At 46.7% G+C, this 24446-nt stretch carries 27 protein-coding genes; 11 read left to right on the forward strand and 16 right to left on the reverse strand.

The window, feature by feature from the left end:
• Nucleotides 1–37: 37 nt before the first annotated feature.
• From QJS83_RS06840 to QJS83_RS06850, 3 genes are all read right to left on the reverse strand, one after another.
• Nucleotides 38–1045: a hypothetical protein gene (locus QJS83_RS06840; protein ID WP_284608416.1), complete on the reverse strand. Its 1008-nt coding sequence runs from the start codon at nt 1043–1045 to the stop codon at nt 38–40.
• 1096 nt (nt 1046–2141) lie between these two features.
• Nucleotides 2142–3089 (reverse strand): hypothetical protein, encoded by a 948-nt coding sequence (locus QJS83_RS06845; RefSeq protein ID WP_284608417.1) that lies wholly within the window; start codon nt 3087–3089, stop codon nt 2142–2144.
• Nucleotides 3090–3180: 91 nt separating this feature from the next.
• On the reverse strand, nt 3181–4029 hold the full coding sequence (locus QJS83_RS06850; protein ID WP_284608418.1) for an NAD(P)H-hydrate dehydratase: 849 nt from the start codon (nt 4027–4029) through the stop codon (nt 3181–3183).
• 26 nt (nt 4030–4055) lie between these two features.
• Here QJS83_RS06850 and map point away from each other — a divergent pair, with 26 nt between their 5' ends.
• The 4 genes from map to QJS83_RS06870 all read left to right on the forward strand — a co-directional run bounded on the left by map (nt 4056) and on the right by QJS83_RS06870 (nt 6616).
• A complete protein-coding gene (gene map / locus QJS83_RS06855; RefSeq protein WP_284608419.1) occupies nt 4056–4814 on the forward strand; it encodes a type I methionyl aminopeptidase in 759 nt (252 codons plus the stop codon).
• Nucleotides 4815–4886: 72 nt separating this feature from the next.
• Nucleotides 4887–5372, forward strand: a complete 486-nt coding sequence (locus tag QJS83_RS06860) for a GlcG/HbpS family heme-binding protein (protein WP_284608420.1) — start codon at nt 4887–4889, stop codon at nt 5370–5372.
• 113 nt (nt 5373–5485) lie between these two features.
• Nucleotides 5486–5887: a hypothetical protein gene (locus QJS83_RS06865; RefSeq protein WP_284608421.1), complete on the forward strand. Its 402-nt coding sequence runs from the start codon at nt 5486–5488 to the stop codon at nt 5885–5887.
• A gap of 207 nt (nt 5888–6094) precedes the next feature.
• Nucleotides 6095–6616: a MarR family winged helix-turn-helix transcriptional regulator gene (locus tag QJS83_RS06870; protein WP_284608422.1), complete on the forward strand. Its 522-nt coding sequence runs from the start codon at nt 6095–6097 to the stop codon at nt 6614–6616.
• Nucleotides 6617–6675: 59 nt separating this feature from the next.
• On the opposite strand, the gene QJS83_RS06875 is transcribed toward QJS83_RS06870, so the two are convergent.
• Nucleotides 6676–7875 (reverse strand): hypothetical protein, encoded by a 1200-nt coding sequence (locus QJS83_RS06875; RefSeq protein WP_284608423.1) that lies wholly within the window; start codon nt 7873–7875, stop codon nt 6676–6678.
• 213 nt (nt 7876–8088) lie between these two features.
• Here QJS83_RS06875 and QJS83_RS06880 point away from each other — a divergent pair, with 213 nt between their 5' ends.
• The 4 genes from QJS83_RS06880 (at nt 8089) to QJS83_RS06895 (ending at nt 10353) form a co-directional block, all read left to right on the forward strand.
• A complete protein-coding gene (locus QJS83_RS06880; RefSeq protein WP_284608424.1) occupies nt 8089–8391 on the forward strand; it encodes a hypothetical protein in 303 nt (100 codons plus the stop codon).
• Nucleotides 8388–9287 carry an SAM-dependent methyltransferase gene (locus tag QJS83_RS06885; RefSeq protein WP_284608425.1) on the forward strand — a complete coding sequence of 300 codons (900 nt, stop codon included), beginning with the start codon at nt 8388–8390 and terminating at the stop codon, nt 9285–9287. Before QJS83_RS06880 ends, QJS83_RS06885 begins: the two co-directional genes overlap by 4 nt.
• Nucleotides 9263–9949 (forward strand): flagellar brake protein, encoded by a 687-nt coding sequence (locus tag QJS83_RS06890; RefSeq protein ID WP_284608426.1) that lies wholly within the window; start codon nt 9263–9265, stop codon nt 9947–9949. The genes QJS83_RS06885 and QJS83_RS06890 overlap by 25 nt, the downstream gene beginning before the upstream one ends.
• A 119-nt stretch (nt 9950–10068) precedes the next feature.
• Complete coding sequence (locus QJS83_RS06895; protein ID WP_284608428.1) at nt 10069–10353, forward strand: hypothetical protein; 285 nt, start codon at nt 10069–10071, stop codon at nt 10351–10353.
• A gap of 29 nt (nt 10354–10382) precedes the next feature.
• Here QJS83_RS06895 and QJS83_RS06900 read toward each other — a convergent pair whose 3' ends face one another.
• Nucleotides 10383–11144: a hypothetical protein gene (locus QJS83_RS06900; protein WP_284608430.1), complete on the reverse strand. Its 762-nt coding sequence runs from the start codon at nt 11142–11144 to the stop codon at nt 10383–10385.
• An 87-nt stretch (nt 11145–11231) separates the two neighbouring features.
• Here QJS83_RS06900 and QJS83_RS06905 point away from each other — a divergent pair, with 87 nt between their 5' ends.
• Nucleotides 11232–11891: a hypothetical protein gene (locus tag QJS83_RS06905; protein WP_284608432.1), complete on the forward strand. Its 660-nt coding sequence runs from the start codon at nt 11232–11234 to the stop codon at nt 11889–11891.
• Here QJS83_RS06905 and smpB read toward each other — a convergent pair.
• The 6 genes from smpB to pal are packed head-to-tail and all read right to left on the reverse strand — an operon-like array spanning nt 11836 to nt 15663.
• A complete protein-coding gene (gene smpB / locus QJS83_RS06910; protein ID WP_284608434.1) occupies nt 11836–12288 on the reverse strand; it encodes an SsrA-binding protein SmpB in 453 nt (150 codons plus the stop codon). The genes QJS83_RS06905 and smpB overlap by 56 nt on opposite strands.
• Nucleotides 12285–13112: a 16S rRNA (adenine(1518)-N(6)/adenine(1519)-N(6))-dimethyltransferase RsmA gene (gene rsmA, locus QJS83_RS06915; protein WP_284608436.1), complete on the reverse strand. Its 828-nt coding sequence runs from the start codon at nt 13110–13112 to the stop codon at nt 12285–12287. Before rsmA ends, smpB begins: the two co-directional genes overlap by 4 nt.
• On the reverse strand, nt 13109–14143 hold the full coding sequence (tsaD, locus tag QJS83_RS06920) for a tRNA (adenosine(37)-N6)-threonylcarbamoyltransferase complex transferase subunit TsaD (RefSeq protein ID WP_470287793.1): 1035 nt from the start codon (nt 14141–14143) through the stop codon (nt 13109–13111). The genes rsmA and tsaD overlap by 4 nt, the downstream gene beginning before the upstream one ends.
• A gap of 6 nt (nt 14144–14149) precedes the next feature.
• Nucleotides 14150–14821, reverse strand: coding sequence for a tetratricopeptide repeat protein (locus QJS83_RS06925; RefSeq protein ID WP_284608438.1), 672 nt, complete (start codon nt 14819–14821; stop codon nt 14150–14152).
• Entirely contained in the window at nt 14818–15129 is a 312-nt protein-coding gene (locus QJS83_RS06930) for a DUF4398 domain-containing protein (protein ID WP_284608439.1), read from the reverse strand. Before QJS83_RS06930 ends, QJS83_RS06925 begins: the two co-directional genes overlap by 4 nt.
• A gap of 24 nt (nt 15130–15153) precedes the next feature.
• Nucleotides 15154–15663, reverse strand: coding sequence for a peptidoglycan-associated lipoprotein Pal (pal, locus tag QJS83_RS06935; RefSeq protein ID WP_284608440.1), 510 nt, complete (start codon nt 15661–15663; stop codon nt 15154–15156).
• A gap of 123 nt (nt 15664–15786) precedes the next feature.
• On the opposite strand from pal, the gene QJS83_RS06940 reads away from it, so the two are divergent.
• Nucleotides 15787–16599 carry a hypothetical protein gene (locus QJS83_RS06940; RefSeq protein ID WP_284608441.1) on the forward strand — a complete coding sequence of 271 codons (813 nt, stop codon included), beginning with the start codon at nt 15787–15789 and terminating at the stop codon, nt 16597–16599.
• Nucleotides 16600–16602: 3 nt separating this feature from the next.
• Here QJS83_RS06940 and ppdK read toward each other — a convergent pair whose 3' ends face one another.
• Nucleotides 16603–19314 carry a pyruvate, phosphate dikinase gene (ppdK, locus tag QJS83_RS06945; RefSeq protein WP_284608442.1) on the reverse strand — a complete coding sequence of 904 codons (2712 nt, stop codon included), beginning with the start codon at nt 19312–19314 and terminating at the stop codon, nt 16603–16605.
• 277 nt (nt 19315–19591) lie between these two features.
• Here ppdK and QJS83_RS06950 point away from each other — a divergent pair, with 277 nt between their 5' ends.
• Nucleotides 19592–19906: a hypothetical protein gene (locus QJS83_RS06950; RefSeq protein ID WP_284608443.1), complete on the forward strand. Its 315-nt coding sequence runs from the start codon at nt 19592–19594 to the stop codon at nt 19904–19906.
• Nucleotides 19907–19974: 68 nt separating this feature from the next.
• On the opposite strand, the gene QJS83_RS06955 is transcribed toward QJS83_RS06950, so the two are convergent.
• The 4 genes from QJS83_RS06955 to QJS83_RS06970 are packed head-to-tail and all read right to left on the reverse strand — an operon-like array spanning nt 19975 to nt 24444.
• Nucleotides 19975–20994, reverse strand: a complete 1020-nt coding sequence (locus tag QJS83_RS06955; protein WP_284608444.1) for a VWA domain-containing protein — start codon at nt 20992–20994, stop codon at nt 19975–19977.
• Nucleotides 20995–20996: 2 nt separating this feature from the next.
• The gene (locus QJS83_RS06960; protein ID WP_284608445.1) at nt 20997–22580 is read right to left on the reverse strand and encodes a tetratricopeptide repeat protein; all 1584 of its coding nucleotides are present in this window, start codon (nt 22578–22580) and stop codon (nt 20997–20999) included.
• On the reverse strand, nt 22577–23284 hold the full coding sequence (locus QJS83_RS06965; protein WP_284608446.1) for an outer membrane beta-barrel domain-containing protein: 708 nt from the start codon (nt 23282–23284) through the stop codon (nt 22577–22579). The genes QJS83_RS06960 and QJS83_RS06965 overlap by 4 nt, the downstream gene beginning before the upstream one ends.
• The gene (locus tag QJS83_RS06970; protein ID WP_284608447.1) at nt 23281–24444 is read right to left on the reverse strand and encodes a hypothetical protein; all 1164 of its coding nucleotides are present in this window, start codon (nt 24442–24444) and stop codon (nt 23281–23283) included. Before QJS83_RS06970 ends, QJS83_RS06965 begins: the two co-directional genes overlap by 4 nt.
• Between the last annotated feature and the right edge of the window lie 2 nt (nt 24445–24446).

The raw sequence follows: 24446 nt of genomic DNA on the forward strand, positions 1-24446 counted from the left end.
AAGGGCGCTTCCCCCTCCGAAAGCGCCCTTCCACAGATTAGTTCTTTTTACCCGTCAACAAATTGTGACGAGCTTCAACGTGCGCCTTGATACGAGCACGGATACCAACAATAGTTTCGTCAGTGCCGTTGCCAGAAAGATCGCGACGGTGACGGATTTCCGGGCTCAATACCAACCATGTTCCCACAGGAAGATTGTAAGCCACAGCCACTTCGTGAGCTTGTTTGTCTAGGTACTGGTACTCAACCACAACAGCACCAGGTCCCACTTTGTAAGATCCACCGATTTTTCCACCGACAGTCGTGTCTGTGAATTCCGGATGATCGACAACAACAACACCCTCAGCCCATACTTTCCAAGAACCATCCAAACCGCGGAATACGAAACCAATGCTTCCACGTTTTTCTTTTTTATCTGTACCTTCATTTTCTTTCATCAAGCCCGAGATTTGCGCCGACAATTGATTTGAAAGCTCTTTGCTCAACTTGATTGAAGCACCCTTTTCGTCAGACACTTTCAAGTCACCCGCACCTGCTTCAAACATAGAGATCGCCACTGTATCGACAATCTTAAAGAAGTTCGCCGGAAGTTCGACCGTGAAACCGATCACTTCGTCTTGTTTTGAAAGATTATAAAGAAGAGCGTCCTTAAACATTGGCAGCTCTGTATAGTTTTGACCGAAAGCCATTTGGTGCTTACCGGCAGTGATCACTGCACGTGGCAAGCCAGAGATTTTGTCCGTTTCGATTTGGATGTAAGCCTCTTCCAAGAACTTACCAAGATCGAAATCTTCGTCCATAGTGGACTTGTTCAATTTTTGCTCAAGCTCGGTCTTTACGACCATCTTGATACCTTCACGCACGATCAATTCAAATTTGATCTCAGCGTCTTGCACGCGAAGATTTCTTTCATAGTCTTCGCTTGAGCTCCCTGTCACATCGAAATTCGCCTGGCCGTCGACTTTAAGCCACGGCGCTGCTTCTGCTGTCACTGTTTGTGTGCAAAGCAATGCCGCAAGTACGGCAGTAGTAAGTTGAGTTTTCATGGTTCCCCCTTTTTTGGTTTATGTGGACCGCCCTCTTTCCCCTAATTGTTCGAGTGCGGTTGCGAATGGGGACTATTCCAAAGAAGGTGCCAGCGCGACTTTCATGTCACGGGCAAAAAATTCAAACTCGCAAGATCACAGAAGTAAATGGGTGTTTGGAACACAGTTCGCGAAGCGAAGGTGACGACAATTGTTTCTCGCCGTCTCAAAAAAGACGCCCTATTTTGTCTCAACACTCTAGGTCAAATTTTAAGCAAACAAAGAAGAGTGAAGTCATTTTCATCAGATAGAAAGATGTCACCGCATAAGAGACAATTTCAGTCTCTATTACATGTGATTATAGGTGTGCATTTCTGTTTGACACTTCCCGTTTCAAACTAGGAATCGTGCAAGTTTTTAAAGAATTTTGAAAAAGTCGCTCAACTCTCCAAAGGTCCAGCCGATAAGCTTACTACCTTGAATGAAAGGAGCCTTGAATGGCGAAATCAAATGTAGCACGTCACGAATTGATACTTTCTCAGGAGATTCGTGAATTGACTCTACACCCGGAGACGGGGCCACCTTAACCCTTCTAATTTAAATATTGGTGATTAATAAAAACCAGAACTGCAAGGAGTTCTGGTTTTTTCTTTTTCCGGGCTTCGTCCCGAGCCCTGGAGTCGGTTTCTTCGAACGAGGGTTGGGGTTGGAAGAGGCTTAGTCCTAGTAGCAGCTGCGGTCGCACGCCATCCGGGCTCAATCGCCGCCGCACTTCGTGCGGTTCGCGCCATCGTGGCGCCGGCAAAGGCGACCTTCGTGCTCCCATGCCTAAGCCTCTTCCAACCCCAACTCGTTAAGATCCCAAATCCACTCTTCGATCGAATCCGTATAAAGATAAAAACAGAATCTGGCTGGATTTTATTAAGGCAAATTTGTCGCGGGAAGGAAAAGAGGAAAAGGTGCCTGGTTCTTTTTTCTGGCGAGGGTGCAGCAAAGACGCCTGAGGTTCTGTTGTTTATGAGAGTTCGAAATAAAAAAAGAGCGCATGGGATTCATGCGCTCTTTTGCTTTGCTTCTTTTTTCTGCGCTGTAGCCAGAAAAAAGAAGCAGGCACCTTTTAGAGGATTGAGAAAACTGTGTTGAAGGAGATTGTTGTGGATTCTGTTCTCAATTCTTTTGGGTAGAAGTTGAGAAATGTTGAGAAATAGATGTCTCTTGTGAAGGCCATGCCGGCGCCGAGGCGCTGGCTGAGTGTTCTGTTGAGCATAGCCCATTCGTTGTCCAAGCTTCTTGGGTTTGTGAAGCCCATAGCGAGGGACGTGTACATATTGAATTTGTCAGAGAAGTTGTACTTCACTTGCGGATAGAAGCCGACGTAGTAACGGCCTGCTGTGCGGTCTTTCTTTTCGTAGTCTCTATTGTACATGAAATAACTGATGCTTGAGTCCAAGCCGACTGCGAAACCGGAAGTTCCCATGTTGTAAACAAGAGAGTTGTCGTAGCCAAGAGTCGCGTACTGACCGACATCCAAATATTCTTGAACTGTCGTGATGGAAACTCCGTAAGAGTTTCTCATTTGTACGTTACCCAATCTTGCGTTGCGGTCGTAGTTAACGAAAGGTGTTTTTACGTCGGTGCGTTTTGATCCGTGGAAAGGCGTCAAGGCGCTGATACCTGTTCCCAAACTCAAAGCACTTTTGCTGTCGAAACGGTAACGACCACTGATAGAACCGCTGACTGCCGTATCGTTGTTACCGATAGAGCCATCTGGATTTGGTTGTTTTGGATTTGAAAGATCACCGATCGGTGGACCGAAATAAGATAAAGAGAATTTCAAAGAGTAACGGGAAAGAGATCCCGAGTCCGCTTTCAATTTTGAATCCGTGATGTCTCTGTCGTCTTCGAACTTTTTGTTTTTAAGAACATCTGTCGCTTTGATCGATGTTTCTTGTGTCGCCACTTCAGAAACAGACGTCGCTGGAGTGGAAAGAGTTGTTGTCGAAGTTTGTGCATGAGCAGCAAAGGTCAAAGACACGAGCGCGGCAACCAAAAGCCCTGATTTCATTAGGATTCTCCCCTTGTTTCGGGAGCTTGTACCTGTTGCGGCTCAAAAAGGAAAGTCAAGGTTGGGTCGGTGACACGCCTTAGTAGAAATTTCAACCCTGATGGCGCAGCTTATAGAGCACATCTGGAATATATTCGATTACATCCGAGGCCGTCATCGAAAGCAGATCTTTTTGCCGCGAAGCCCATAAATTGGCTGTGGCTCCGTGAACATAGGCCCCCAATAAAGCGGCTTTTGTTGGCGCCAGGCCCTGTGCTCTTAAAGCCGTGATAATTCCCGCCAACACGTCCCCTGTTCCCGATTTTGCCAAGGCCGCATTCCCCGAAGAAATAGTATAGGTATGCCGCGAGTTTGCGATCAATGTGCGGTGCCCTTTCAGAAGGACCACACATTGAAAAAGTTCCTGCGCTTTGCGGGCGAAGGTCCTGCGATCTGAGTTGATTTCTTCGGCACTGACATGCAGGCATCGCGCGAGCTCTCCTGTATGTGGAGTCACGATCCACGTCGGTGGCAAAGGAAAGATGTTTTCCTGCGCACAGACGGTGATCGCATCAGCATCGAGAATCACTTTTGCAATTTTTTTTTCTTTGAGACGACGAACAATCTCTGCTGTCACAGAGTTCACGCCAAAGCCCGGTCCGACAAGAACGCTGTCGAATTTTAAATCTTCCCAAGAAGTTTTCGCTAAATCGCACAGTAAAAAATCGGGATTCTCTAACGAGGAGACAGAAATATTCTTTTGCGCCAAGGTGACATAGCCGCTTCCCATGCGCAGGGCTGCTTTCGCCGCTAAGATGCCGGCTCCGGGATATTCCGCGCTTCCTGCCAGAAGCAAGCTTCGTCCTCGGGAGGCCTTATTATCCATGACAGAAACGGCAGGTAAAAGTTTCCCCGCGGCTTTTTTCTTAAGAATAAATTTCTGATCGTTGGCTTTTTCCACCTCTTTGAGTGTATAACTGGCGCATCATGATCGTAAAGACAGAAGCCGACCTCGAAGGTCTTAAAAAAATCGGAAAGATTGTCGCTAATTGCCTGCAACACATGGCTCGCTCCATGGAACCTGGCATGACGACAAAAGAGCTCGATGAAATCGGCGGTAAGTTTCTTGAACTGCATGGTGCAAGATCCGGCCCTATGCTCACTTACAACTTCCCGGGCTATAATTGCATCAGCCTTAATCATGAAGTGGCCCATGGCGTGCCATCTAACAAAAAAATTCAAAAAGGCGATCTGATCAATATCGACGTGTCGGCGGAGTTGAACGGCTATTACGCTGACAACGGTGGTTCGTTCATTGTCCAGCCTCCGGGCCGCAGCGAAGATCAACGCCTGCTGGATGCCACTCGCAAAGCATTGAATGCGGCGATCGCGGCTGTAAAAGCGCAAGAGCTTATCAACGTCATCGGTTACAACATTGAAAAAGTGGCGAAGGAGCACGGTTACACCGTGATTGAGAACCTCGGCAGTCATGGTGTCGGTCGCGGTTTGCATGAAGAGCCCAAGTTTATCGCCAGTTACTTTGATAAAGCGGATAAACGTCGTCTGAAAGAAGGCCACGTTATTACCATTGAGCCTTTTCTTTCGACGGGTGCTCGCTTCGTTGATGAAGAGCCTGACAATTGGACGCTGGTTGCCGGCAAAGAACATCGCACCGCTCAATTTGAACACACGATGGTTGCGATGAAAGACCGCGCTCTCATCGTCACTCATCCGGACCCTGTCTAAAAACAACGAAGTAGCATTTGCCCGACTCCGGGAAGAATTTAGGATGAGAACCTCTTACCCAGAGGAGGGCTCATGAATAAATCTTACGCGTTACTAATAACGACTCTGTTTTCTGTCGGAGCAAACGCTGCGACCGTCGACGAAAAAAACATCACCATGGATGCGGCGCTGATTATCGCACAAGCGGCCGTGGAAAACTGCGCTTCAAAAGGTTATGCCGTTGCAGCGACCGTTGTCGATGCTTCCGGCGACACCAAAGTTACTTTGCGGAACGAAGCAGCCGGGCCGCATACGCTGGATGCCAGCCGTCGCAAGGCTTACACATCGGCCTCCGCCAAACAGCCTACCAGTGCAATGTTGGCGACTTCGCAAAGCAATCCCACCGCTCAGAACCTAGGGCAGATTGACGGCTTTCTCTTGCTCGGTGGAGGTATTCCCATACGAATTAATAATATCGTCGTTGGTGCTATTGGCGTGGGTGGTGCACCAGGCGGTCCTTTGGACGATCAGTGCGCTCAAGCAGGGATAGACAAATTGAATCAAAAAGGCGCCCCTTAGAGAACAAATGGAAGCCGGCGTATTAGATTTGTTGTAGACACAGCGCCTTAAGGCTTGAAGCTATAACAAAAGGTGAAAGGCTATGTCTGTCAATATTTCCGATGGAGGAATCTATGAAAATGTTTTTTGTTTTAGCTTCAATGTTTGTTGCGTTCTCTGCAAACGCTGCGGATCGCAAAGTTGGTAACGTGATCGCTGTTGAAAGAGAAGTTCCAGAAATTTACGACACATGTCTTTCAAACATGGGCGACCAAGACACAACAAAGCCTAGATCTTTCTATTCTTGCGCTATCAAGTACACAACGGCTGGCGAGATTCCAGTAAGCCAAGGTCGCGTGTTGAGATTGAAAACTGACAAGTGTGACGTTCACGGTGAAGCATTCAACGGCGTTATCTTGATCACTTTCGCAAACATCTCTAAAGACACTGCGACTTTCGAGCCTTCACGTTCTTGCTTGAAGAACGCATTGACTGGCAAAGACTACGTGAAAGCAATCGTTTACACTCTCGAGTAATTTCGATTTTTCTGCGTGAAAGAACGGTGATTTCTTTACCGTTCTTTCACAACTCATCCAGAGTTCCTACTTATTCTCATCTTCTTTTCATTTCGTTTTTAAATTCGCGTTTTTCCTATCAAAAAGTGCGTCCTTTTTCTTGCGCTTTTTTAACGCCATAACTAAAATCCTAAGGAAGCTTAATCAGAGTCTAGAATTGGAGAACGTATGGCAAAATTGTTCTTTACGGAAATTCCGAGTCGCGAAGAACTCCAAAAAAATGCTGCTCTTCTATATCCAGATCTCGATCACCTCACATTGTACTCTCACATCTTGTTTCGCAAAGTGACGACAGATCTGGAAATCAACTTAGATGCTTTCTTTTCTCAATACAGCCTTTCGTCAGGACGTTTTGCATTGATGCTGCTTTTGCAAAGACATACTCCTCAAGGTTTAATGCCTTCGGAGATGGCGCAGAAAGTGGGCGTAACGCAAGCGACGATTTCCGGTTTGATCAACAGCCTCGAAAAAGCGGACATCGTCAAACGCACGACTCACGAGAAAGACGGTCGTTCTTTCGTGATTCTTCTGACGGAGAAAGGTCACGAAGTCTGCAATAAAATTCAGCCGCTCTATCATGAACGCATCAGCCACTTCTGGTCTGAGTTCAGCAATGCAGAAAAAGAACAAATCAATAGCGTGTTCGAAAGAATGATCAAAGTGATCGGAAAACTAGGACAGAAATCTTAAAATAGAAAAAGCCCTGCACACGCAGGGCTTTTTTTTTATCACGGCATTTCTTATTGTGATCAGTGCTCGCCGTTCAAAGTACAGGACAAAATATTTCCCATCGTGTCGCCCATAGAGTTTTGGAATGGGCCGAAGTGGTTGTAAGACTTGCTGCCAAAGAACGGAGTCACACAACGCTCTGTCGGCAATTTCAATCCGTTGGATGTCACGTTCGCAGGATGCGTGTTCACCGATTTAGACGTATTCACTTGCACCGCAAACATACCCGTAACCTTTGCAGCCGCACAGAAGGCATTGAAAGTTTGCAAAGAGCTTCCGACAACACGGATCATCTCTGCCTGACTTGCATTCGTTGCGATCGTGCATTTTGGATAAAGGACGTTCCACTCGCGGATACAAGATTGGATGTTACCGCCAGAGTTCGGAGTGAATTGGAACAAACCGATATTCAATCTTGAAGCGGCGTCTTGATACGGATCTTCATAGAAATTAACACCTGCTGGACGACGGTAACCTGAAGGTGCATACTTCGCTGCCGCTCTTTGCGCCGCTGCTGTATCCGCTGTCGTCAAAGATTCTTGGTAAGACAAACACATCATGAATTTAGACCAAAGCTTCGAAGCTTTGACATAGCCTTCACGGTTTCCAGCCAAGGCTTCACGACGGTATTCATTCATCTTATCCACGAACTGATTTGCTTTTTTGATAGTCGCTGCAGAAGGAACATTCTTTCCAGCCAATGTCGTATTCAGTGTCGAAGACGTCACGTTACACATTGGATGTGAAATCAAACTGTTCGGCAAGTAAGTGTTCGCATCTTTATTTAAGTTGAAATAAGAAGAGACATAACCCAATTGCGCTTTGGAAGGTTGCATCTTAAGTTCCACCGCGTAAGCGATGCGATCTGCGAAACGATCTTTTCCTTCCGTGTTCACGTCACAGCTGTCTGTGCGATGAGACTCTTGCGCATTTCTGACCGGCAAAAGTTCACGATAAGATTTAAAAGTGTTATCTACAATGCCACCCACAGGGTACGCCACTTCATTGAACACATCGAAACCTTCCGGAGTGATAGAGTCTGTCACTGCCGCAGGTTCCCGTGCCGGAGGAGGCGTCGTCGGATTCGTTGGCGTCGTTGTCGGAGGTTTTGGTTGAGTTTCTTGAACCGGTCTTTTCGCCATGGCGAAAGTCTGTTGAGAAACGATTGTTGTTACTACGAAGGCCATCAAGATGTTGGTTTTGTTTGTTTGTTTGTTCATGCCCGCTAGATCGGAGCAAGGTCTTAAGACTTAAGACGTCCTAGACTTTACCTGGACCTTTTTTCCGGACTTTTTCTGGAAAAAGGTAAAGTCGAGATAAACTGAAAAATTATTGTTCAGTCACTCTTCAGACGATGGTCTGGCAGAAGGGTTCAAGCTCCCCGCGATGTCGACCGATAATGTGAATGCAACAAACAAAAAGGGAGTCTCAAAATGAGTCAACAATATGATGTACCGAACCTCTATAACTTCTTACTTCATACTCCAGAGGCCGGTCTCAGAAAAATGCTTGTTGATAACAAGCCGTTCTCAGAAGCCCACTTCAATTTGATGTTAAAAGTTGTGCGCGCATGCAACGAAGAACAATTCACTGCTCACTTCGATAAGCAGGATTTCCCCAAAATCAAAATGGGCCCTGCGGAAATGAAGATCAAAGAAAAGTTCTGGTCTGAATGTATGACGACTTGGAACAATCGTGGACTTCTGACTCCAGCTGTGGCAGTTAAGGCAGCGTGATTGCTTATCTTACGTCAGAACAATTTCTCCCAGAGCTTCTTGAAGAACTAAAAAACGTTCGTTCAGTCCATGGAAGCCTGGTTCTCACTGATGGGCCCGTGCAGACCTCTGTATGGGCCCAAAACATTTGGTTCGACTGTGAAATCATTCCTTTCGAGTCCATCAGCCAGGCGGCAAAAGCTCTCAAGGCTCTCGGCAAACTCTGGGCTCCTTACACATTCGACAATCACCGTCGGGCTCAGCTGATTCAAGAACAGCTTCCGGTTTTGAAACCTCGTGTGGTGGAGTTTCTTGCTCCCCTGCCCGAGAATAATATCGGTGCTTGGACTTTGCTCGACAAAAATACCTTACTGGCTTCCGCGAAAACCAACTCCCCTTTTCCATTGGGCGAAGTGAAGTTTCATGAAGATAAAAAAAATCCGCCTTCACGCGCCTATTTAAAACTGTGGGAGCTTTTCACGGTTTACGGAGTGAAACCTCAACCAGGACAAAAAGTCGTCGACTTCGGCAGTTGTCCTGGAGGATGGACATGGGTGTTGCAACAGGTCGGCTGTGAGGTGATCAGTATCGATCGAGCCCCGCTGGAGCCGCATATTGAAAAACTGCCTCGCGTGCATTTTATGAAGACCAACGCTTTCAATGTGAAGCCCGAGGACATTGGGGCCATTGATTGGTTCTTTTCCGATATCATCTGCTATCCCGAGAAACTTCTCGAACTTGTAAAGATGTGGCAAAGTTCAGGACTTTGCTCGAACTTCGTTTGCACGATAAAATTTCAGGGTAAGACCGATTTTGCGACTCTTAAAAAGTTTTTGCAAATGGACGGCGCACACATTCAGCACCTGCACCACAACAAGCACGAGGTCACTGTATGGATAAAGACATCTTCACCCTGATTGGTCGCGAAGAAGAGAAAGCGAAACTTTGGAATGACTTAGCTCAAGCCAAAGGAGAGCTTCTTTGCAAAGGCCAAGAAGATGCTGTCTGTAAATTGCGTGTGAGTTTTTATAATTCGAAATCGCAAACTCTTGAGTGTGTTTTTGAATCACCCACGACTTTAAAACCGCAAGAGGAATACCTGGGACATTTCTTTCTTGGCGGAGAAAAATACTACTTTCAAAGCGTCACGCAAATCCACCAAGGCAAAGTGATCGTCCCGCTTCCGAAAGAGCTTTATCATCTGCAACGCCGCCAAAATTATCGCGTGAGAATTCCCGAAGGCTACCAAGCTTTCTATAATATTATTCTTGTGAACGCGAATCCGCAAAAAATCATCGGCCAACTTGCGGACTTAAGCAGTCAAGGCTGTAAGGTGGTCTATCGCTTGGATGCGCCCTTAATGAAAACCGGCGACCAAGTCACCGGTCATCTTGTCATTGGCAAACGCGCTCCGATTGAAATCCAAGGGGTTGTTCGTCATATCAAAGTCGACGAAGGCAATAAAGTCATCCAAACCTTCGGCATTGAATTCACCCCCCTTCCTGCAATCATCGAAAACAAACTTTTCGCGATCACGATGGAAATCCACAAAGACGTCTTCAAACGCCCCACAAAGTAAGAAAAGGTATCTGGTACCTTTTCCCAGGATTACAGCTCATAGAGAGTCTTATTTTGAGACGGTCTCGCTCTTTAGAGGACCCCCGCCCCAACCGATAAGTTAAAGGACGGAGAAAACCTATGGCTTTACGGAATGTTCTTGTATTGGCTTTCTTAGGCGGCACCCTTGCGGGGTGTTCGATGGAAGTGTCATTGGAACAATTGGCGGAAGGCATGGCTCCGGAAGTCAAAATGCAAAAAGCCCAGCTTACGGGTTTCGTCTCAGGTTCTTCGGCGGCGGCGCCTACAGGCAACGGCTACTCGGTGGAAAGTGCGACAGGAAACTACACCAACAAACTTTCTGCGAAAACCAACGGCGGATACAAAGTCTTTATCTCGGTTCAGGGAAACATCGTTTCAAACTAAGTGGGAAAAAGGTACCTGGTACCTTTTTCTTATTCGGACATTTCGGGTGCTAAAACTGTCGGGTCTTTTTTGCGGATAGGTTCGTATTCAGCGTCCAATTTTTTCTGCAGATCTTTTCTTTTTTGCTCGGCTTGTTTTTTCAAATCTGCTTGAGCTTTTTTATTCTCGTCATAGCGTTTTGAATAATCGCGGTGCAATTGATTGAACTCGTCGTTTTTCGCGCGCATGTAATCGTCAAAGTCTTTTCGCTTGTCACGCATGTTGGCTTCAAACTCGTCGCGCTTTTCTTTTTGATCGGCATAGAAGTCTTTTCGTTTCGCATCGAGGTCGTCAAAGAATTCTTTGCGCTCATCCGAGTCCGACTTCTTTTTTGCGAAAGACTTGCGCGCTTCGGCTTGTTCTTTAGTGAATTCCTCGCGCTCTTTCTTTTGAGTTTTATTAAACTGTTCGCGTTGTTTATTCATGTCTTTGCTGAACAGTTCTCTTTTCTTATTCACGATACTGCTGAATTTATTGCGGACTTCACCAGGAGAGCGGGAAAAATCCGCCATCATCTGATCCATAAACGCTTTTTCGTCGTTCTCTTTCTGTCTTTCGGCGGGGATATCTTTGCGGAGTTTTTCTAATGCTTCCCGGTCCGCTTTCAAAGAGTATTTGTCATCGACCAAAGTCGTGTCATCATTGGCCCAAACATTTCCACTCACGACAAGCACGCTCAACACACACAGAAACAAAGTCTTTGTATTTTGGCCTGGGCTCGCAATGACGGCTTTAAGTCGTGCTAAGTTCATGAAAAATCTCCTGCGCGAAGTCGAGTATGTCTGCTTTTGAGAATAATTGGACTCTACCGAAAACTCAACCCACCGATAAGGATCTATATGTTATATGGTCGAAGAGTTATTGAACCCCAACGCGTGCCCCAAGGACAAAGTCCTCAACGCTTTATCTTGAACAAAGCGTTTCAGTATAAATACTGCTGGTACATGATCACTGCTGTGGCTGGCGGTGCGATTTTATTTCTTCTGCCGTCTTTTTTCTTTATCAATCAAAACTACGAACTCTTCAAAGGTCTTGCTTACGATACGCACCCGCATCTTGTAGAGCATCTTGAAAGAGAGATCACATGGTTGCGCATTTTCCTTGCGGCGAGCTTTGTCTTCCTGATGGGTGTGACGTTGTTCTTAAGTATCCGTATGACGAAAAATCTTCTTTCTCCATTGATTACGATGGAGCGCCACATGCACCAATTGATGCTGGGACAATGGCATATTCCGGACTATCACTTGCCGGAAGAAGATGACTTCCGTGACTTGGCGATGACTTACGATTATTTCTATCGCTCTTTAAAAGCTAATACGGAAATGGAATTGAAGCTTTTAGAAAAACTCAGCATTGATCCGCAAAACCGGGAAGCTTACGCGGCCTGGAAGCACTTGCTATCAGAAAAACGCGCGCGTCTGGGAATCAAAGAAGAATTTATTTCTAACGAGAGCGTCGTAGAGTTGAGCGAATTTGATCAGAAACGTCGCGTTTCTTAATCGCCTCACGCTTGTCGTGGGTTTTTTTGCCCTTCACCAAAGCAATCTCTAATTTTGCGCGGCCATTCTTAAAATAGATTTTCAATGGCACGCAAGAGTAACCCTTCTCACGAAGGGCTCCGTAAATCTCTTCCAATTCTTTACGATTTAAAAGCAGTTTACGAAGACGCTCGGGCGCGTGATTGTTGTAACTCGAAGCTTTGTATTCCGCGATGTGCGCGTTCTGCAAGAAGGCCTCGTCGCCACGAAAGGAAATATATGAATCTTTGAGCTGCACGTCTTTGTTACGCAAAGACTTCACTTCACTGCCCATAAGCACAAGCCCCGCTTCGTAGGTTTCTACGATCGTATAATCGAATCGGGCTTTTTTGTTCTCTTGAACAATCAAAATACTCATGCTTCAAATCCGAAGTGCTTGTACAACTTCACAAACTGTTGGGGACTGAGTTCCTCAGCGCGAGCCGTTTCTTTGAAACCCAGCTCGGCCAGCCAGCCAATAAGCTGCTCTTCAGTTAGCTTTTTTTGATGCAAAAGACCAGATAAATTTGATTTGAGCAGTTTTCGGCGCTGAGCAAATCCTGCCTTTACAAATGTAAGAAAGGCCTGGCGGTTTTTTACTTCGCTCGGAATCTTGGAAAAAGCCAAAACCCGGCTGGCCACTTTGGGTGCCGGCAAGAAGTCGCGAGGCCCCGCCTCTGTCACCATTTCGGTTTTCCAGAAAGTCTGCGCGATCACACTTAAGAGTCCGTAATGCTCGGTCTTTGCCGCCGCACGAATTCTTTGCGCCACTTCTTTTTGAAACATCAGCACCATATGCTGCGGCCCGTTTTCTTCCAACGAACGCTCAATCACGATGCTGGACGAAATCTGATACGGAAGATTGCTGACGAAAACTAATTTTTTGTCGGAGTAAAACTGCGACCAATCCAGGCGCAAAGCATCTTCTTCAATAACCGGCAATCCCTGTTCGCGCCAGTAAGCCGCGATTTCGCGGTCAAGTTCGATCAACTGCAACGGCAGATTCATTTGGCGCAGAAAGTATGTCAAAGCGCCGGGGCCTGGCCCCACTTCAACGAGTTGCTCGGGAGCAAACTCTTTCACCTGCATGATAATGCGTTCGATGACTTTATCACTGACAAGAAAGTTCTGTCCTAAAGATTTTTTCGCAAGAATCCCCAACTCTTGGAGAGTCTTCTCTAAACGTTCTCTGGCTTGGCTCATTTAAAATCCGATGCAAGTGCTTGAGGAGAAGGGCCGAGATCAATATTTGAAAATTCACCGCGAGCCATACGAAGTGCGCCGACGTAACCGACCATCGCCGCATTGTCTGTGCAATAACGAAGAGGAGGAATCACCAAACGCAGACCCTTTTTCTGAGCCCATTCTTCCGCACGGGCACGCAAGCGCGAGTTCGCACTCACTCCCCCGGTTAGAATGACTCTTTGCGAGCGGAATACTTTTGCGGCTCTGTCTAATTTTGCTATCAGGACATCGACGATGGCTTCTTGAAAAGAAGCGCATAAATCAGGAAGCTGTTCTTGCACAAGTTCCGGTCCCAACTGCTCGATCATTCTTTGCCCTGCGGATTTCAAACCTGAAAAGCTCATATCAAAAGTGTCGTCGTGAATCATGCTGCGGGGAAATTCGAAAGCTTCTGGATTTCCCGTTTTCGCAAGTTGATCCACACGCACACCGCCTGGAAAACCGAGGCCCGCCATCTTCGCGAATTTATCAAAACATTCGCCGGCAGCATCATCTTTCGTCGCGCCTAAAATGCGATATTCACCCAGGCCTTTAATTTGATAAAGACTGGTGTGACCGCCACTGATTGCAAGTCCCACGTAAGGATAACCGAAATCTTCCGGCGGAGCGTGCTGGGCGTCTTTCAAAAAAGGCGCTAAGAGATGACCTTCCAAGTGATTCACACCCAGGAACGGCAGCTTCTTCGCTTGCGCCAAAGATTTTGCCGTCACGAGACCAACAATCAAAGCTCCGACCAGACCAGGACGATTGGTGACGGCGATACCTTGCACGTCATTCCAGTTCATACCGGCTTTTTTAAAAGCTTCTTCAATAAGAGGAATTAAAGCGATGGAGTGATTACGAGCAGCGATTTCAGGAACAATCCCTCCGTAAAGTTCATGTTCCAGATCTTGCGAGGCGGAAACGACAGAGTGTACCAACCCGTGACGATCTACGATCGCGACAGAGGTATCATCACAACTGGTTTCAATAGAAAGAACACGTTCAATCACGGATTATTTTTTCATTCCTTTGAGGCGTATCTTAGCACGACGAGCCTCTTCAGATTTTGGAAACTTACTCACAACTTCGTCGTAAAAGGTCTTTGCTTCGTCGCGCATCCCTAATTCTTGGAAGGAAACTCCGATTTTATAAGTCGCATCCGCGAACTTTGAACCTTTCGGGCTGTCGTCACGGTATTTCTGATAATTCAAGATCGCCTGTTTCCAGTCTTTCTTGTCAAAGAAATCTTCGGCCACTTCATAGACGTTTTTCTTTGCTGAACGCGCGGATCTTTCCGCTGTATCCGCGGCTTTTGCGGCGTTTAAAGCATTCACTTGAGCGTTCAGTGCGAAAATCTGGCTCTCCATTTTCGTCAGAGCTTCTTGCAACAGTTGAACCTTCTGGTTGAGTTCGGCGTTTTGTTGGTGCGCCGATTTCAAGGCGTTTTCTGCACCAGAAGTGTTTTGGCCCACGCGGTTTTCAACCACGTCGACACGGCCATTAAGATGGCGCATTTGTTCTTCAAGATCGGCAAAACGGTTGGACACGTCAGCATTGGATCTTTGCAAAGTGACCACTTGCTGTTGCATCACCTGGCGTTGCTCGTTTTCCCGAACTTCATTGCGCGTTTTCAAACATCCCGTAAGAAGAAGTGCCGTAGAGGCAAGGACGATGATCAACTTCATAAAATATCTCCCGTTTTTTGACGAATCAAACGCGCTGAGTTTTCAGCTTTTTCCGCCGCCATTCGCGCACGGACAAACTGTTCTTTGGCTTTAGAATAATCACGATCTTCAAAATAGATGCGGCCCTTACGATAAGCTTCCTCCGCCTGATGCCAGTAACCGGGGGAATGTCGAGCCGCTTGAACGGAACGAGCCGCATCTAAAGCGGCTCGCGCGAGGGAATAGTCCTCAATGGGTGCGGGAACTGTTTGACAACCAACGATCACCGTGAAAAGTAAAATTCCGATGAAAATTCTTTGGAGTCTCACTCGCACCCTTTCTTAACTAAAAAATTACTGAGCAGGAACAAAGTTCGCACGGCGGTTTTTCGCCCATGCTGCTTCAGTGTCACCCATCTCGATAGGTTTTTCTTTACCGTAGCTGATCACGCTCAAACGCTCAGAAGGAATTCCAAGGCTGACCATGTAAGCTTTAACTGCATTAGCGCGTCTTTCACCCAATGCTACGTTGTACTCGATTGTACCACGAGAATCGCAGTGACCTTCAATTTGCACTCTAGCTGATGGATTTGCTTTCATCCACTCAACGTTTGTCGCGATATCTTTTTTCGCGGAAGCATCAAGGCTCGATTTATCATAACCGAAGTGAACTGTCACAAGACCCGCAATTTTTCCAGAGTCAGATCCCATTGGATCATAGCTCAATGGAGCAGAGTCGATAGCCGTAGACTGTTGTCCGCCTGCTGGCATTGTTTCGATGGATTGGTCAGATTGAGTTTGTTTTCCTTTGCAACCGGCAACTAGGGCGCAAGCAACAAGACCAAGAGCTAATTTACGAAGCATGATGTCCTCCTATGAAGATCCTATAGTTATCATTTACAAATAAAAACTTTAATTTATAGCAGCTCATTGTCAAACTTTTGATTTCCGAATTGATGTTGCGTTGCTGTACGGCTTTGAGAATTTATGCAAAAACATCTGAGTCACAGCTTTCTATTTTTCTGTTCAATTCTCTTTTTTTCTCTCGTATCACGCGCGCAACTTGAAGTTCCTCCCGAGCTGGAATGGAAGACTCTCAAGACGCCTCACTTCGAAATCATTTTTAATGCCAAGCAGCAGGACCTTGGTCTCCTTTACGCTGAAAAATTAGAGAAAGCCTACTCCGAGCTGCGAGCTTACTTTCACTCACTTCCAGAAAAGACAGTCGTTATTATAAACGACAAAACCGACATCACAAACGGGTATGCCACACGAATCCCATATCCGCACATTATGGCTTACCCGGTTTTGCCGGGACCTGAAGAGAGTCTCGCAGATACAGGCGATTGGGCGTTTGAACTTCTAGCGCACGAATACACTCATATTCTCAATTTTGAACCGGCGAACGGAGTGATGAAGCCTTTGCGTTCCATTTTTGGAAACATCATCGCACCGAATATTCTTTTGCCACAATGGTGGAAAGAAGGGCTTGCGGTCGAAATGGAGACGCGTCTGAGCCGGCATGGGCGGCTGCGCTCTTATTTTCAAGATGCGACGATTCGCGCGATGGTCGATGAACAAACCTTCCTTAGCTACGACATCGCCCAAGCCAACGAAGTGATACCCACATGGCCTGAAGGAGCGCGCTCTTATCTTTTTGGTTCACTGATCTGGAGTCAGCTCCTCTCCGATAAAGGACCTAAGCTTGTGGGAGATCTGAATGAACGCCAGGGCGGTCGTGGGTGCCAGGTCCTGTTTCTTGACGCGTTCGAACAAGAAACAGGACCTGGCACCTTTTAAGAACTAGTGAATTTTCTTGCCCATCAAAGCCGCGCGCGCTGCCGCCAATCTTGCAATTGGCACGCGGAATGGAGAACAAGAAACGTAATCCAAACCTACGCGGTGGAAGAACTCAATTGAATCCGGATCACCACCATGTTCACCGCACACACCGACTTTCAAGTCAGGTTTTGTACGACGGCCAAGGTCTGTACCCGTTTTAACAAGAGAGCCCACGCCCACTTGATCAATCGACATAAACGGATCTTTCGGCAAAATGCCGGAAGACACGTATGAACCCAGGAAACGACCGGAATCATCACGAGAAAGTCCCAGCGTTGTCTGAGTCAAATCGTTCGTTCCGAAGCTGAAGAAGTCCGCGTGCTCAGCAATAGCGTCTGCTGTGATCGCCGCACGAGGAAGCTCGATCATTGTACCGACAAGGTAGTCGAACTTTACGTTCTTCTCTGCCTGAACTTTTTTAACTTCATTGATCGCAAGATGGCGCAGGATATTCAATTCCTTATCCGTCGCCACAAGCGGAATCATGATTTCCGGAGTTAGTTTTTTGCCTTCACCGATCAACATGCAAGCCGCTTCTGCAATCGCGCGCACTTGCATTTGATAGATCTCTGGATATGTGATCGCCAAACGGCAACCACGGTGACCTAGCATTGGATTGAACTCATGCAAAGACTTCACTTTAGAGCGAAGACGTTCATAATCCGTATCCAAACGTTTCGCCAACTCTTTGGTCTCTTCATCCGTGTGCGGAACGAACTCGTGAAGAGGAGGATCCAAAAGACGAATTGTTACTGGCAAACCGTCCATGATTTTGAAGAGTTGATAGAAGTCGTCTCTTTGCATTGGCAAAAGTTTAACCAACGCTTTTTCGCGCTCTGTTTTATTGTCAGCAATGATCATTTCACGAACGGCATCGATACGATCCGCACCGAAGAACATGTGCTCTGTACGGCAAAGACCGATTCCTTCCGCCCCAAAGTTACGCGCTGTTTGCGCATCTTTCGGAGTATCCGCATTCGTGCGAACTTTTAATTTACGCACTTGATCCGCGTACTTCATGATACGTTCGAAGTTGCCGTCAAGTTTTGGTTCGATGGTTTTAACTTCACCAAGGAACACCTCACCCGTTGAACCGTCCAAAGTGATCACATCGCCCTTCTTAAGAACGTAGCCTTTCACTTTCATCGTTTCGTTGCGATAATCGACTTCGACTTCGCCGCAACCAGCGACACAGCATTTACCCATACCGCGCGCGACCACCGCCGCATGCGACGTCATACCACCGCGAGTTGTGAAGATCCCCTGAGCTGCCACCATACCGGCAATGTCTTCAGGAGAAGTTTCAATACGCACAAGAATAACTTTCTTACCTTGCTCTTTCCACTCGACCGCTTCCTCAGATGTGAATACGATTTGACCGTTCACGCCGCCTGGAGACGCTGGCAGACCTTTCGCCAACAAAGTTTTTTGCGCTTTTGGATCCAAGGTCGGATGCAGAAGCTGGTCCAAAGCTTGTGGTTCAAGACGAAGCAATGCTTCTTCTTCTGTGATCAACTTTTCGTCGATCATGTCACAGGCAATTTTCAAAGCGGCAGCCGCTGTTCTTTTGCCGTTACGAGTTTGCAGCATCCACAAAACGCCACGCTCAATCGTAAATTCGATGTCTTGCATGTCGCGGTAGTGGGCTTCAAGTTTTTTGTAAATATCAACAAGTTGCGCGTAAGCTTGCGGTAAAGCTTCTTCCAAAGATGGCACTCCCGCTGCCGCCGCCGCGACTTTTGTAATCGGTTGCGGAGTACGAATACCCGCCACAACGTCTTCACCTTGAGCGTTGATCAAAAACTCACCGAAGAATGCTTTTTCACCAGTCGATGGATTGCGTGTAAACGCTACACCCGTTGCAGAATCATCACCCATATTACCGAAGACCATTGATTGCACGTTCACAGCCGTTCCCCAGCTTGCTGGGATGTTGTGAAGTTCACGGTAAGTAATCGCCCGAGGTGTGTTCCAAGAGTGGAATACAGCGGAAACCGCGCCCCACAATTGCTCCCAAGGATCTGTCGGGAATGATTGACCTGTCATTTGGTGAACAAGGTCTTTGAACTTCTTCACAAGAAGTTTCAAATCGTCGACAGTCATGTCCGTATCAAGCTTGTAGTGTTTTTCTTCTTTAAGATCTTCCAGTGTCACTTCAAGAAGAGACGAGTTCATACCCATCACAACATCCGAATACATTTGGATGAAACGACGATAAGAGTCCCACGCAAAACGTGGATTGTTAGAAGACTTCGCAAGTCCTTCTACCGTTTGGTCGTTCAAACCCAAGTTGAGGATCGTGTCCATCATACCTGGCATTGAAGCACGGGCTCCTGAGCGAACTGAAACCAGAAGAGGGTTGCTCACGTCACCGAATTTTTTGCCGATCTTTGCTTCCACCTTTGCCATCGCCGCAGTCACTGCAGGACGAACCCATTCAGGAAGTTTGCCGCCGGCTTCATAGAAGTGCGTGCAGATTTCAGTTGAGATTGTAAAGCCTGGAGGTACCGGAATTCCAAGAGACGTCATCTCAGCGAGGTTCGCACCTTTACCGCCAAGAATGTTCTTCATTCCTGCATTGCCTTCAGATTCTCCCGCCGCAAAGAAGTACACGAACTTTTGCGGAATCGTGGAAGTTGATGATTGTTTTTCCGTGTTTACATTCTGGTGCATAAGTCTCCCTCCAGAAAAGTAAAATTGCTGTCCTAACTATCCCCTATAAAACATTGCTAAGTGCCTAATATCAATGAAATATTTCGAGCAGCCTTCGCGATGAGTTATTAGAGTCTCTGCTCGAACCAAACCTTGTCCACAAGCTCTGCAAAATCACTTTATTTATTCGACACTTAGGTAAGTTTTCCTCGCTTCCCCAATACTAACGGATTCTTAAAGAACTTCGCCGCCCGCCTGTGCTACAAGGAGCCATCTTTAAAAAAGAGGAGAAAAATCCATGAAAAAGCTCGTGATTGCTATGGCTGTTTTGCTCTCAAATTCAGCAGTTTCTGCTTATGCTTGCACACAGTTGGAAGCGCAAATGATCGCAACGGCTGCGTCAGTTGAATCTCTTGAAAACGGTCAATGCCGTGTGAAACTGGCGTGGACAGGAGCATGGCAGCTCAACCCTTCTTATCAATGTCCTCTTGATATCGACGAGGTGAGTTCTTTCGGCGTGATCACTTCATGCAACGTGAAACCGGGAGACATGGTTACGGGAATCGTCTATCGTGACGTGAATGCGTCTCCCGAATTTATCTATCTTTACTAGGAAATAAAAAAGGGCTTCGTAAGAAGCCCTTTTTTTGCGTGGGAAAAAAGGCACCTGGTACCTTTTTCTTAGTCTTTGACGTCGATCGCTTCAAAGTCGATAGCGAGTCCAACGTTTGGCCCCTGATCCACCCATTCAATGCCTTCAGAAAGAAGAATTGAGTTTGTTGAAGGTTGGTAGACCCACCCTTTCGTCAAACTGTTTGGAATCACCTGCGTGCCGTAAGAAACTTTGATCGTCTTTTCATTGGGAACGCGGTTCAACTTTACCGCGCCTGCCGTTCTGCGAATAATGTCCTTCGCGAACTCCGCCAATTTCACGCCGTAGTCCGGAGTACAAAGACTCAGAATATTCTTTTGCATTTTGTCGCCGTTAACGACAGATGCCAGGAACTCTTCCAGTTTTGAATCCAAGTCTTCGGAAGAATCACAGATTTGTTCCTCTGCTAGAGTACGGATCACACCGTAACCCAAAACGCGATTTGGATCGGCTTTCTTCGTATTCAAGAAGTGCAGAAGATCTTGGGGAGAATAATTCGACTGATCTTTCGCATCCGTGATGAAGATCACAGCCAAGAACGCGTCTTGACGGTAGAAGCCTTTGTTGAAACTGTTCTCTAGCCCCGGAGACAAAGCTGCCACAACAGGTCCGAACATTTCTTCAGACGCGCTTCCGTTTGTGCCGACAAGCATTTTACGGGAAAGAATACCGACCTTGTCCACTGTCGATTTTTCAACGTAAGTTGGATAACCCACCAAACGACCGCAATGGTCACGGCAGTCATCCATATCCGTCGTCAACACACCAATATGGTAATCAAGGAAAGAAACCTTTGAGATCGCATCAGCAAACTGGAAAGCATTGCGGCTCAAATTTTGTTGCGCAAAATCCATACTGCCCGAGCTGTCGATCACAAACAAGATATCAACCTTCGGAGTGAATACCGTGAAGTCTTTTGGTTTTTCAGAGACTTCTTCTTTCGGGATAACGCCTTTTGGAGTCAGCATGTTTGTGGAGGACTCCGAAGAGCAACCTGCCACAACAGCGAGAGCGATCACGAAACTAAAAGCTTTTACTACTGCGTTCATGACTACTCCCTCTTAGCGCAACCTTTGTTCACATCGACTTTGAAATTTGAAAGTTCGTCGAACCAAATTTCTTTGTCGTTGGCAAAGTTCATCGCAAATTTATCTTTAGAACCTGTTGTGCCTTTTTTAGCTTCAGAAACACCGGCGTGCTTCAAGAATTTCGCTGCAGAGTCCACTTGTTGGATCATCTCAACTTCCACGATGCGCAAACGCTGCATCACTTGTTTTGAGTCCTCAAGTTCCGCTTTCGCCAGATCCTGAACACGTTGATAGCCCGCACCTTGAGTCATCTGTGCGCGTGTCGCCACTTGGTTTTTCAAAGTCTCGAATTGACCTTGCAAGTTTCCGAACGTCAAAGATTTGGCAAAAAGCTGCTCCGCGATCTCGGATTCTTTCATCAAGTAACCGTGACGTTTCACAAGCAATGTCAAAACTTCGTCTTTCGACGCGACTGATGGCAACTGATGCGCTTCTTTACCCAACTTCGCTGTCGAAACAGCGCCTTCGTTCAAAGCTTTCATCAAGTTCGCTACAGCCGGTTGATGCGCGTCCACGCTCAATTTTTCCAGAGCGATCAAGTGCTCGCCGAATTGGCCTTTAATAGACTTCATCGTGCTCAATACGCTTGGATAATCACACACTTTCAAACTGCTGAACGAGTTCAAAAGATAAGACTCAATACCCACCCAGCCTTTGAAGTGCGGGTAAGTCAGAGTTTTTGTGATTGCCAACGCGTTTTGCGGCTCACCTTTTCTCATGTAAGCCCAAGCCATCTCTTCTTGCGCTTGGAACCAGTAATCAGACTTCTTAGAAATCTTTTCGTAATACTTCAAAGAAGCGTCCAAGAAACCGTTTTGGTAAAGCAAACGGCCCGCTGTCAAAGTCATAAGATCTTGATCAATCGGGTTGTTCTTTACTTTCATCAAGTGCGCCAAAACTTGCGCGGCTTTCGCTGAGTCCCCGCGAATACCAAGGTTCAAAACCAATTGCCATTGCAAAATCGCGCGTTCTTTAGAATCGACCGGCGTTTTTTTAATAAGTTCTGTCAAAGCGGCAATATCTTCAGAGACATAGCTTTTTTGCAGAAGAACCGCCATCTCAGCGCCAACACCGAACACTTGTGTCCAGTAAGGATTCCAAGTGACTTGTGCCATACCCCATACAGGGTCTTTGTCGTTCAGATTCTCTTTCCACAAGCTGATCACAGTGTTGTCGATCTTTTGCGGATTTTGAATCGCCAGAAGAGCTTCAACGCCTGTCAGCTTCAAACCGTTTTTGTAATTCAAGAAAGCTTCAAGAGCTTTGCCTGTTTCTGTCGTCTGAAACGCCGAACCGTTAAAAGCCGTGCTCCATTGAAACAAAGCTTTTTCGTAGTTCTTTTCAACGAGGAATTGGAAGAAAATATTTTGTTCTGCTGAAGAAGGATTCACCGCTTTTTTAAGCTTTGCCACTTCTTCGCTTTCAACGAATTGTGCGGCTGCAGAGCTTGTTTTGCCCTCAAGGATGTTCATGAGGTCGTCTTCTGCAAACGCCCCTTGAGATCCCAAAAGCAATGAAGCTACAGCCAATGATTTAACGATCATCATAACATCCAACCTACTTGCACAGAGGCAACGCTTGTCATCAAGTTTTCAGTTTTTTGATAGTACTCTGCTGTGTACTGCTGAACGCGGTACTCAAGGCGTGTCGTCAAATTACGATTCACCCAGAAGCCCAAACCCAAACCCGCAGTTGCTGCCGGAGACGAACCATTAGAAAGTTCCATCTGACCGTAGCCTGCAGTTAAATAGGTATCGAAGTGAGCAACACCCCATTTGCCGAAGCTCAATTTACCCACAATCGGATACCAGTTCACAAGACCTAGCAACTCAGACTTTGGATAAACAACTTGCGGGAACAAGTAAGAAGGATCTTTCGGATTCGCCGCTGCCGCTTGGTTGGCTTTTTCAACCATCGACTTTCCTTCCGGAGTCAATTCGTTGAAAGAGTAGCTGTACTTCACTCCCACACTCCAAGTCGGATTGATGTGGTAGTGAACGTTCACGCCCACGTTGTTTGTGTTGTTGTAAGAGTCGCCACCGAAAACACCGGCCATTTCTGGCGCGATTTCAAAACGGTTTGTCCGAGTCATAAAGCGGTTTTGCACCACTTCGTTTTCAACTTCCGGATTCAAAGCTTTCGCTTTTTCGTACAAAGCTTGGTTACCACCGAAAGAATCCAATTCTTGTTCTACCTGCGCAAAGGCAACAGAAGAAGCGAAGAGAGCAAAGATAAGACCTAAAGATTTCATGGAGCCGCCTTTACGTTCACGCGTAGAACGTGATCAGTCATTACTTTTTGAGTAGAGCGAGACGCTGTTGTTTCAGTCACGATGTTGAAAGTGTAAACCTTCTCAACAACGGATGCGCCTGTTGTATCGATCAAACCTTGGCAGTTCAATTGGAAGCGAGAGCCCCAATCTGATTTACAAGCCAATGAGCTGCCTGGAAGTTGCGCCGCCAAATCGTCCATAGACTTCAAGCTGACTTCAGCGTTGCCCGTTGGATCGAAGATGGAGAACGCGATACGCATTTTTTCACCTTTTACAAGAACCGGAGCCAACTCCATGCTCAAGCGTGATTTTTTCAAAAGAGCGTCGATATAGAAGTCTCTTTTGTAAAGATCAGAAACAACACCGTGCTTAGAAACTGCCGCCAATGTAAAGCAGTAAGAACCGCTCACAAGAGTGCTGCTCAAAGCCGAGTTTTGCAGATCAAGGATCGCTTTACCTTCGTACTTATTTGGCGTTGTTGTCGCTTTGATATCCTTCACTTCCACCAAGTGACCGATGGAGTCGTTGTAAGATCCTGCGCAGTCACGAGCCATGACCGAAACATCTTGCACGCTCAAAGCGTCGATATCTTCCATTGTGAAATCGAACGTGTGTCTTTGACCACCAATCAAAGTGGAAGGACCTGTCACCGTGTTGATAATCGGCTTAGAGTAAGAATTCACGATCACTAAAGAGATCGTCTTTCTTTCGATAGAGATCGTGGGGCTTTTCGGAGTGATTTCTGTCGCCAAAGTGATGCGCAAAGAAAGCTCCATGCTTGGGAAGCTTCCTACGGCCGCTTTTGTCGGCGTCCATTTGAAATCACCCGTCGCAGCGTCATAAGTCGCGCCTGGGAAATCCGCCAAGTTGTCGATTGTGATTGTGAATGGTTGATCGTCACCCGTCATCACGCGGCCTGTGATTTTAAACTCAACAGGTTGACCGACACGGCCGTTTACCAAAAGTGGCGTATCGATTTGCAAAGCTTCTTTAGGAAGAGGCTTCGCCGCAACCGGTTTTCCAGTCGCTGGAGGAACACCTTGGCGAACTTGATCGCTGGCGCCTGTTAGCGGATCTTGCTGCAATTCACATGCAGTTAAGAACATGATGCTGGCAAATAATACTAGCATTGATTTCATTT

The organism is Bdellovibrio sp. 22V (genome assembly GCF_030169785.1).
GTDB lineage: Bacteria > Bdellovibrionota > Bdellovibrionia > Bdellovibrionales > Bdellovibrionaceae > Bdellovibrio.